This is a genomic window from Desulfonatronospira sp. (assembly GCA_003563255.1).
Lineage (GTDB): Bacteria > Desulfobacterota > Desulfovibrionia > Desulfovibrionales > Desulfonatronovibrionaceae > Desulfonatronospira.
Genome location: PWSL01000467.1, coordinates 1 through 9,766 on the forward strand (window position 1 = coordinate 1; position 9,766 = coordinate 9,766).

Annotated in this window: 8 protein-coding genes; 1 reads left to right on the forward strand and 7 read right to left on the reverse strand. The window is 52.3% G+C overall.

Translation table 11 applies throughout. The annotated features are described in order from the left end of the window. Positions 1-137 precede the first annotated feature (137 nt). The 6 genes from QZP87_RS13755 to QZP87_RS13780 all read right to left on the reverse strand — a co-directional run bounded on the left by QZP87_RS13755 (position 138) and on the right by QZP87_RS13780 (position 7,046). Positions 138-449: a hypothetical protein gene (locus QZP87_RS13755; protein WP_291323493.1), complete on the reverse strand. Its 312-nt coding sequence runs from the start codon at positions 447-449 to the stop codon at positions 138-140. Between the two features lie 166 nt (positions 450-615). Continuing rightward, entirely contained in the window at positions 616-1,521 is a 906-nt protein-coding gene (locus tag QZP87_RS13760; protein WP_291323494.1) for a diguanylate cyclase, read from the reverse strand. Continuing rightward, positions 1,511-4,033 (reverse strand): ATP-binding protein, encoded by a 2,523-nt coding sequence (locus QZP87_RS13765; RefSeq protein ID WP_291323495.1) that lies wholly within the window; start codon positions 4,031-4,033, stop codon positions 1,511-1,513. Before QZP87_RS13765 ends, QZP87_RS13760 begins: the two co-directional genes overlap by 11 nt. 22 nt (positions 4,034-4,055) lie before the next feature. Further along, complete coding sequence (locus QZP87_RS13770; protein ID WP_291323496.1) at positions 4,056-4,496, reverse strand: hydrogenase maturation protease; 441 nt, start codon at positions 4,494-4,496, stop codon at positions 4,056-4,058. Beyond that, positions 4,493-6,049 (reverse strand): nickel-dependent hydrogenase large subunit, encoded by a 1,557-nt coding sequence (locus QZP87_RS13775; protein ID WP_291323497.1) that lies wholly within the window; start codon positions 6,047-6,049, stop codon positions 4,493-4,495. The genes QZP87_RS13770 and QZP87_RS13775 overlap by 4 nt, the downstream gene beginning before the upstream one ends. A gap of 61 nt (positions 6,050-6,110) precedes the next feature. Beyond that, the gene (locus tag QZP87_RS13780; RefSeq protein ID WP_291323498.1) at positions 6,111-7,046 is read right to left on the reverse strand and encodes an NADH:ubiquinone oxidoreductase; all 936 of its coding nucleotides are present in this window, start codon (positions 7,044-7,046) and stop codon (positions 6,111-6,113) included. Between the two features lie 205 nt (positions 7,047-7,251). Here QZP87_RS13780 and prs point away from each other — a divergent pair, with 205 nt between their 5' ends. Then, positions 7,252-8,160 carry a ribose-phosphate diphosphokinase gene (gene prs / locus QZP87_RS13785; protein WP_291323499.1) on the forward strand — a complete coding sequence of 303 codons (909 nt, stop codon included), beginning with the start codon at positions 7,252-7,254 and terminating at the stop codon, positions 8,158-8,160. 738 nt (positions 8,161-8,898) lie between these two features. On the opposite strand, the gene QZP87_RS13790 is transcribed toward prs, so the two are convergent. Further along, positions 8,899-9,459 carry a tetratricopeptide repeat protein gene (locus QZP87_RS13790; RefSeq protein WP_291323500.1) on the reverse strand — a complete coding sequence of 187 codons (561 nt, stop codon included), beginning with the start codon at positions 9,457-9,459 and terminating at the stop codon, positions 8,899-8,901. Positions 9,460-9,766: the final 307 nt, after the last annotated feature.

The window sequence follows — 9,766 nt, forward strand, 5'->3', positions numbered from 1 at the left end:
GAGGCACAGAGTTAAGACAAAGAGGGCTTTTCTCTGTGAACCTCTGTGATCTCTGTGGTGTCAAATATTTGATGACAACGGGCATAAAGATCATCTTGAATGCAAGTCGGAATAAGAAGGGGCTGGTGCCGCAAGCACTAAGCGTTCCCAGGCTGGAGCCTGGGAACGAGAGGTAAAGCGTTCCCAGGCTGGAGCCTGGGAACGAGAGGTAAACTGGAGCCTGGGAACGAGAGGTAAAGCGTTCCCAGGCTGGAGCCTGGGAACGAGAGGTAAACTGGAGCCTGGGAACGAGAGGTAAACTGGAGCCTGGGAACGAGAGGTAAACTGGAGCCTGGGAACGAGAGGTAAACTGGAGCCTGGGAACGAGAGGTAACCAGGAACGAAGAACGAAGAACCAGGAACGAAGAACGAAGAACGAAGAACCAGGAACCGATTTTAACGACCAACATGTTGGTTTGAAATTTGTGCTAAGCGTCCAATAGTTATAGCCTGTATGCTCCTGGATAACAGGAATCTCGAGAAATTCAATCAATCCAAAGTGTTATATTAAAAAATTTTAAGTGTAAGCCCAAAAAATGTTTGTCTGAAATAGTCAAGCTGAAAAACACCAAAGGCTTATCCCCCTGAAACCTGGTTGCGACCGGATTGTTTGGCTTTGTACATGTTTTGATCGGCGCGCTGGATGAGAACCTGCGGCCCGGATTCGGTGTAGTCATTGCTAGTGCTTACACCTATGCTGACTGTCAGGTGCAGGGATACGCTGGAACAGGCATGGGGGATTTTCAGTCCCTCTATTCCCGAGCGAATTCTTTCGGCCACAATCAGGGCGGGTTTCAAGGGGGTTTCGGGCATAAGGATTACGAACTCCTCGCCCCCGTACCGCCCCACGTAATCAGGGGCGCGTTTGAGACTGTAAGTTATGTTCCGGGCCACTGTCTGGAGAGCGATGTCCCCTTTCTGGTGCCCGTAATGGTCGTTGTACTGCTTGAAAAAATCGATATCCAGCATGGCTACCGACAGGGAACTGCCGTTTCTTTTACCCCGCTGCCATTCCCTTCCCAGTACCTCCTCGAAAAAGCGGCGGTTGGGGATTTCCGTGAGTCCGTCCAGATTGGCCTTTTGTTCCAGGAGCTTGTATTTATGCTGCATATCAAGGTAGTTGCGAACGCGCATCTTTACAATGGGCGGTGATATGGGTTTGGTGATGTAATCCACCGCACCCAGTTTAAGCCCCTCCTCTTCCTGCTCTGTGGAATCCATGGCCGTAACAAATATTATCGGGATATGTTTGGTTTCATCATCATGCTTGAGTTCTTTTATGACCTCGAACCCGGTCATGCCAGGCATGGCCACGTCCAGAAGGATCAGATCGGGCTGGGGAGTCTGCCTGGCCAACTGCAAAGCCTTCCTGCCGTCCCTGGCCAGCATGGCTGTATAATCCTCCTGGAGCAGGTCCGCCAGAAATTTCAGGTTGATTTTCTCGTCATCAACAATAAGTATGCGCGACTTTTCAATGTCCATGTCTTTGCAGGGTCTGTTTACCCATTATTTCCAGGATTTCCATGACTGTCTGTGTTGCTGCATCGTGCTCAATATCATCGATGAGGGTATTTAACTTGTCCACCTTCTGGTCAAAACCGTTTCTGCGCAGGATAACACTGATCTCCTTCAGCAGGCGACTGTCCACCAGTTCTCCCCTGCCAAGCTGCTGCAACAGTAAATGCAGCTTCTGGGTTACAATGTCAAGCTCATCCTCGGAAGCTTGCTGAGGGTCATGAACCTGCTGCATTTCAGCGCTACAGGTTGCGGGTTGTAAAACGTTCAGAGAGTCAAGGCATTCTTCCAAGGCTTGCAGAAAGTCCTGCAGTAGTGGGCCTGCATTCTGAAAGCCTCCCTGCTTCAGTGCTTTTTCCAGTTTTTTCGAGGTCTGATGTACATTTAAGGCACCTATGTATGCAGAAGCTCCTTTGATGGCATGGGCCTTGTCCTGAATATCCCGCCAACTGCCTGTGGACTGCAATTGCCTCAAGATGGAGGGAACCGGATCATAGGTCTTTTTGAATTCCTGAAGCAGTTCCAGAGCAAGCTCCTGGTTATAATTGGTGCGTCTCAGGGCTTCATCCGTGTCTATACCCTGCATGGCAGGCAGGAATGGTTTTTCAGCGGGTTCTTCAGGCAGGGTATCCCGGGCCTGGATTGCAGGTTTTGACAGGTCTTTAACTTTTTTGGGCAGCCACTGTTTGAGAACCTGGTGCAGGGTTTCAGGAAGAACCGGCTTGTTTATATGGTCATCCATGCCGGCCTGCAGGCTTTTTTTGTGGTCTTCATGCATGGTATGGGCGGTCATGGCAATAATAGGAATTCTGTTTGTCGTCCCTCTGTCTTTTTCCCCCTCTTTTTCCTTCCCATGCTCCATGCCCAATGCTTCCTGCTCTCCTTCCCGCCCCTTTTCCAGGTCCTCATCCCGTACTTCCTCCATCTCCCGGATTCTGCGGGCGGTTTCCAGACCGTCCATTTCCGGCATCTGAATGTCCATCAGCACCAGGTCATAATGATTCTGCTGCAGTTCATGCAGGCATTCCACACCATTATGTACCACCCTGGACCATGCGCCGGCTTCACGAAGAAATTCCTGGATCACCTGCTGATTAAGAGTGTTGTCTTCTGCTACCAGGATTTTCGCCCCATGGATATCACCCGGAATGTAGTCTGATCCGGTCTGCAGGTCCCGGCTTTCGTCCAGGGGTCTAAAAACAGCGGTGAACATAAAGTCAGAACCCTGTCCGGGATTGCTTTCCACCCAGATATCGCCATCCATCAACTGAGTCAGTTCTTTACAGATTGCCAGACCCAGGCCTGAGCCCCCGAAATTGCGGGTAATGGAGCTGTCAGCCTGATGAAAGGCTTCAAAAAGCTGTGCTTTTTGTTGAGGGGAAAGCCCTATGCCGGTATCCCGTACTGAAAAGAAAAGAGTGACATGCTCCTGCTGCAGCTCCTGGACCCTTATGCGGACGTCCACTTTCCCCTTGTGGGTGAATTTTATGGCATTGATGCACAGGTTCATGAGGATCTGCACCAGTCTCAAGGGATCCCCTACAAGGTTGGAGGGCACATCCGGATCCAGATGCAAGCCGATTTTCAGGCCTTTCTCCTCTGCCTTGATGCCCACTACGTTCACCAGCCGGTTCAGGACCTCCTGCAGGGAAAAGGGAATGGTTTCCAGTTCCATCCTGCCGGCGTCTATTTTAGAGAAGTCCAAAATATCGTTAATAATACTCAGGAGGATATGAGATGAGTCCAAAATTTTTTGTACATAGTCCTTCTGCCTGAAATCCAGCTTTGTATTGTTCAGCAAAGAGGCCATACCCATTATGGCGTTCATGGGGGTACGGATTTCATGGCTCATGCGGGCCAGGAAATCCCCTCTGCAGGCACTGGCATTTTCTGCCTGAACTTTGGCATGCACGAGTTTTTTCTCCAGTTCCTTGCGCAGGGTGAGATCCATGGCTGTAAACAGGTAGCCTTCCTTTGTGCCTTCGGCACTGAAAAGGGGGGTGATGGATAGATTCACCGGGAGCAGGGCGCCGTCAGCGCAAACGTAATGCCACTCCTGGATATCGATTCTTTCCTTTTTTAGGTGCCGTTCAAATATTTCCATGCCTGGAACTGGCCCCTGAAAGTGGTTCATTTCGCTGGACTGCAATTGCATGAGTTCTTTTGCCGGGTGCAGGTAAAGTATATTGACCCTGCCCACCATGTCCCTGGAAGAATAACCCAGGAGGTTTTCGGCACCGCGGTTGAACAGTATAATGTTGCCCCGTAGATCAGTGGCTATAATGGACATCCGGGTGGCGGCGTCCAGGACGGCCCGGCGCTGGGCATTGGCTGCCTGGTAGCGGCGCAGCATTTTTTCAGTTTGTTCAAACTGGTCAACAACCATTCTGGCGGTGATTTCGGCTGCTTCCCTGGCTACCTTCAACTCCTGGCGCAACATTTGGTTTTCTATAGCCAGGTCTTTATAGTTCTTATGCATGGGGATTTATACCGCTGGATTGTTATTCCGGGCTCAACAGTCCGCCGGTTGCTATTTGCAGGCTGAGCCTGGCGGCTTTTTCGATGGCTTCCCGGCTGACGGGTCCTTCTATACCCACCAGGACGATTTCATGGGGCATGGTTCCTGGATTTACAAGGGGCAGCACCGCAAGGAGATAGGGCAGTCCGGCCTGATGCCCGTAATGTTGCCCTCTCTTTTTGACTATCTGTTCCCGGTCCATAATCACCACTTCCCGGGGCGAAGCAAAGCCTTTGACGCTGTCAACAAAGACCACCCGTCCCCCATGTTCCAGCAGGGGCAGTAGATTCAGTCCGGCCAGACCGCCCTGATAAACCTCAATATCCGGGGGAAGTGCCAGAGTCTGAAAATGCTCGTATACTTTCTGCCCGGCCAGGTCGTTTTCCATCCAGACACTGCCGACACATACAATGATTTTTTTCAAAATCCTCCCCCAAGGATAATGCCGCCCGTCTGTTTTCCACCTTGTACGCTGTGAACCGCGCACACCAGACAGGGGTCAAAAGAGCGTACCACGTGACCGGCCTCCACCGGGTTTTCCGGGTCTTTTACAGGAGTCCCTTCCAGGGCCTTTTCCCAGGCCCCGGGCGCCCCGGACCCGTCCATTGGGGAACCGTTCCAGGTGGATGGGGTGATAATCTGGTAGTGCTCGATTTGTTTGTCGGTGATGCGTACCCAGTGCCCCAGTCCACCGCGCACGGCCTGAATAAGCCCTGCTCCCATACCGTCAGGGATGCTCTGGACCCTGTGGTAGAACTTATGGTCCAGGGTATGCTGCAGTTCCCGCAGCCAGGTAAGCATGGCCGGGAGGAGTCTGGCTGGCCTGGTGATGCGGGCAAGCTGGCGGGCCAGGACGCTTGGGCCCTGCACTCGAAGCAGGTCCAGGAAAAGAGGGTCTTTACTGACAACCATTTCAGCCAGGGGACCGGTTTCAACAACCTGTCCAGCGTACCGGGGTGCTTTGACCCAGGAATACCTGTCCTGGTCATGATCGGTAAAGTCTGGAGTGGTCTTTTCATAAAAGGGATGAGTCGGGGCAGGCTGCCGGGCAAAGCGGGCATAAGAAATGTCCTCGGAAATTTCGCTGGGGTCAAAGTCGCGGACCTGATCACACCTGGCAAAGCCTGCCGGGATCAAAAGGTCTTTTACGCCCGGGACCAGAGTCTCTCCCGGCAGGGAAAAGCCCCCGAAAGACAGAAAACAGTCCGGTCCCTGACCAATACGATCCAGGCCGGCTTCCAGCCCGAAGCGCATCAGAAAGCCCAGGTCCGATTCCCGGCAGGCCCGGTTTTCCCTCAGCAACGCAAGCAGGTCATCCTGTGACTTGATTTCCGCCCAGGTCAGGATGGTACATCCAAGGATGTTGGTCTCGTACCAGTCCTGAAAGTGTTCTAATATCATCCGGCATCGCAAAAGTTCAAAAGTATCCAGGCTGGATGTCACCCCGCCCGGAACCATAAAGGATGTATGCGGCCACTGCCCTCCGATAATGGCCACCACTTCCAGAATACGCCTTGTCTCCCGGATGGTCTGGAGGGCGGATGTGCCTGAAAGGGGCGTATAGCGGGCGTTGGCCTGACTGTATAGGGAATGAGAGGCATAAGCCTGCATGTTTGCGAAATCCACCATGAACATGAGAATGCTCTGGCGCATATCGCTCTGGAGCATCTCCACCATCAGGGCCAGGTTGCGAAGCCTTATGGCATTGTCCGGCGGGGTGGTCCCGGCGATGTCTTCCAGGGCCTGAACTGCAGCGCTTAAATGGCTCAGGCTGCAAATGCCGCAAATGCGCGGGGTCATCACCAGCCCGTCCAGGGCCCCCCTTCCGTTCATCATGTTTTCAAAACCCCGGTACATGGTCCCGGAAGACCGGGCCTGGGAGATAATACCCTGTTCTATTTCCACCTGGATTTCCAGGTCGCCCTCCACCCGGTTCAATGGGATATTCAGGCGTTTGCAAACATTATCGGCGCTCATAAGAATCCTTTACCGGTGGCCGAGACAGTCCCCGGAGATCAATAAAAGTTTCGCTGTAGTGTTAAACCTTGGCGGTTCTTTTTTTTAAGCGGACCGGGGCTGCTGCTGCGGCCATGCTTTTGTAGACCATGTAGTGAGCCCTGTTCACCCCTTTTGGGAGGGAAAGGGGTATACCTTCGATATTCTGGGTATAAAAAAACGGGTTGTTTCTTGGAAACTCAGGGTCTGTGCAGCCGAAACAGGGTACCCCGGCCCGGGGCTTGGATGATTGCTGGTTCCACAAAAGCTTGTTGCAGGGACCGGGCACCAGAGGGCCGGCACAGCCCATGTGAAAGAAAAGGCAACCCAGTTCCCCGAAGTCGGACTCCTCCACCCGGTATTCATGATACTCGTTGCGGGTGCAGCCCTGATGTATCATTGTACCGTACCACTCCCGGGGGCGCTGGAATTCATCCAGGTCCAGGGATGTGCCATCTGCCACAGCGCCCAGGGCCCCGGCCATGACGTCGTGATGACAGGGACAGCCGGCCAGGTTGATCACAGGCCGGCCTGAACCGGCTCTGAAATCTTTCCCCAGCAGTCCTCCGGGCTGGCTTTTGTGAAACTGCAGGCCGGTGGATTCCACCTCGCTGTCAGCTCCGAACCCTCCATAAGAGGCGCAGGTCCCGGCGGCGATTACCACCTGGGCCTGCTGGGCAAGCTCCTGCACCAGGTCTTTTTTGGGACGGCCCTTGAAAACGTCGAACATGCCCGTACCTGAAGGCCCACATATGACTGAGCCTTCCAGGATAAGTATGTCCAGAATTTTTTTTCCTTGGAGGATACTTTCCAGGAGCAGATCCTGACCGCCTGGAGAGTAGCTGGAAAAGGAAGGATGCCAGAGAAGTTCCAGGTGCAGGACGCGAAACAGCTCTGAAATATCAGGAAAGTTGTGGCTCAGAAAGGACATGCTGTCTCCTCCGCAGCCGCCACCCTGTATCCAGTATACCGTTTTCATGCCTGCTTGCTCCTGGTAGTGTCTGTTTAGTAGTGAAAGAAAAATGGTTGGTGAATTGTATGTCCGCAACAATTTAGTGGTAATTGCCGAAAAAGTAAATCCAAAAACAGATGTTATAATAACTTTGCCCCCCGACCCCTTCATATTCTTGACATAGGCTGATATTTGCCGAATATAGGCGGCATCAACATCAGCGGAGTCCTACATGATCAAAGTATTTTATTGCCCACAGATGAAGGCTCTTGCCCATAAGATCTGTCAGACCAGTGAGATCTGCGAGCCCGGGGAGATTTCCTGGAATTACTTCAAGGACGGTTTTCCGGACCTGATGATTCATGAAGCAGGCGGGCTTGGAAATGCCCATGTTGTTTTTCTGGCATCCATGGACAGCCCGGCGGAGATATTCAGGCAGTTGTCCGTGATTTATGAATTGCCCCGCCTGGCTGTCAGATCCCTGAAAGTGTTTCTGCCTTACTTTCCCACCGGGACCATGGAGCGGGTGGATGAGGAAGGTGAGATCGCTACAGCGGCTACCCTGGCCAGGATGCTGTCCCTGATTCCCGGGACCATGACCGGACCGGTTCAAGTGGTAATCTACGACATACACGCCCTGCAGGAAAGGTTTTATTTTACCGACAGGGTTGTACCCAGGCTTGAGTCGGCGGTTCCCTTGCTTCTGGAGCGGATAAAAGGCATGCAGGACGTGGCTGTGGCCTTTCCAGACGAGGGATCCTGGAAGCGGTTCGGACGCATGTTCAAGGGGTATCCGCTGATCACAGCGCACAAGGTCAGGGAAAAAGACGGACGCAGGGTCATTATCCAGGAGGGTGATCCCCGGGGCAAAAACGTGATTATCGTGGATGACCTGGTTATGACCGGAGGGACCATGATCCAGTGTATGCAGGTCCTGCAGGATGCAGGCGCCGGCAGTGTCAGCGCTTACGTCACCCACGGGGTGTTTCCGCAAAAGTCATGGCAGCGTTTCCTGGACCAGGGCTTTGAGCGTTTCTGGATAACCGACTCCTGCCCGGAGACGGCCCGGCAGGTGGTTGGAACAGGGCCCTTTGAAGTCCTCAGCCTGGCCGGGGATATAAGCAGGAATCTTGTTTCGTAGCTTGTATCTGTCAGGGCTTTTACGACATGCGGGTGACAGGCTCCACCGCACTTATTTCTGCCCGCTGCAACAAAAACATCCATTTGTTCCTGGGTGAGATCAATATATCGGAGTTTTTGTTTCACCAGGGCACCTCACAGAGTCTCTTGCCGTATCAGTTCAGCGCTTTTAAGGAAAGCAGGGGACAGGCACCCCCGCACTTATTTTTCAGTAATGATCTTCACAGCAGCTAAAAATAAGTGCCGGGAGAGCCAGTCCCCTTGCCACGCTTTTAAGGAAAGCAGGGGACAGGCACCCCCCGCACTTATTTTTCAGTAATGATCTACACAGCAACTAAAAATAAGTGCGGGAAGAGCCAGTCCCCGTGCCACGCTTTTAAGGAAAGCAGGGGACAGGCACCCCCGCACTTATTTTTCAGTAATGATCTACACATCAGCTAAAAATAAGTGCGGGGAGAGCCAGTCCCCGTGCCACGCTTTTAAGGAAAGCAGGGGACAGGCACCCCCGCACTTATTTTTCAGTAATGATCTACACATCAGCTAAAAATAAGTGCGGGGAGAGCCAGTCCCCTTGCCACAAGCACAGGTCAGTGGATAACCCAGAACGGCCTTGAGAGAACTGTTTGCTTTGCCTCGTCGAGTCCAGGGCGTGCATGCCCTGCGAAATAACAGTGACGTCAACAGGCAGGGCCAACAGGAAAAGACAGGGAATACGCCTTTGCAGCTGCAATCTGACCCATCAGTCAAGTTGTGCCAGCAGTTCTCTGGCAGCGGTGTTATCTGGGTCTTTTGCCAGGATATTTTGTACCTGGATCAAAGCTTCTTGTTTTCGTCCCAGGGTTTTGAGGCAACCGGCCCGGGTAAACATGACCTCCTTGTTTTCCGGATCAATCTGGAGATAATTCTCCACGTGTTGCAGTGTTTCCTGGATTCTTTGCAGTGCATATCCAGCCTGGATCATGATATACAGAGCTATGATGTTTGAGGGGTTGATTGTCAGGGCTTCGACCAACAGCTCGAAGGCCTTTTCCCGGGAGCCTATCTCAGATTCCACCATGGCCAGTCCAGCCAGAGCCTTGTCGTTTTGTTCCACGCTGCTGGCTTTGGAGTAAAGGTTATGGGCCTTTTGCAGTTCTCCTTTCTGAACAGCGATGGTGGCCAGCCCCAGGTAAGGTTCAGCATGAACGCCGTTGGAGCCGATTGCCTTTTGATAATACTCCTCGGCTTTATCAAGTTCACCCATGAACAAGTAACTTTCACCGAGTTCCTTATTGATTTGGTAATCCAGATTGTTATCCATGTTTTTCCTCCGTGGATGCTGGTCAAATTTTTCTGAATATATATTTGATTGCAATATGTATGCCTGAACAAGGTTTGCTTGTGATTTCTCAGGTAACAGGTCTGATGTTTCGTATCTGTTCAGGGCTTTGCATGTGGCATGAGGACTGGCTCTCCCCGCACTTATTTTTTCCAATAAAACCAAGATGTATCTGTTTAGCGCTTTGCATGTGGCATGGGGACTGGCTCTTCCGGGACCCACTTGTCCCAAAAAATGAGATACTTTAAGCACAAAATGATGCTCAAGTGGGTCCCGGAGTGCCTGTCCC

Excerpts from the sequence above, each read along its gene's own strand:
- QZP87_RS13780 (WP_291323498.1), bottom strand. The coding sequence starts at position 7,046 with ATGAAAACGGTATACTGGATACAGGGTGGCGGCTGCGGAGGAGACAGC.
- QZP87_RS13775 (WP_291323497.1), bottom strand. The coding sequence starts at position 6,049 with ATGAGCGCCGATAATGTTTGCAAACGCCTGAATATCCCATTGAACCGG.
- QZP87_RS13755 (WP_291323493.1), bottom strand. The coding sequence starts at position 449 with ATGTTGGTCGTTAAAATCGGTTCCTGGTTCTTCGTTCTTCGTTCTTCG.
- QZP87_RS13760 (WP_291323494.1), bottom strand. The coding sequence starts at position 1,521 with ATGGACATTGAAAAGTCGCGCATACTTATTGTTGATGACGAGAAAATC.
- QZP87_RS13765 (WP_291323495.1), bottom strand. The coding sequence starts at position 4,033 with ATGCATAAGAACTATAAAGACCTGGCTATAGAAAACCAAATGTTGCGC.
- prs (WP_291323499.1), top strand. The coding sequence starts at position 7,252 with ATGATCAAAGTATTTTATTGCCCACAGATGAAGGCTCTTGCCCATAAG.
- QZP87_RS13790 (WP_291323500.1), bottom strand. The coding sequence starts at position 9,459 with ATGGATAACAATCTGGATTACCAAATCAATAAGGAACTCGGTGAAAGT.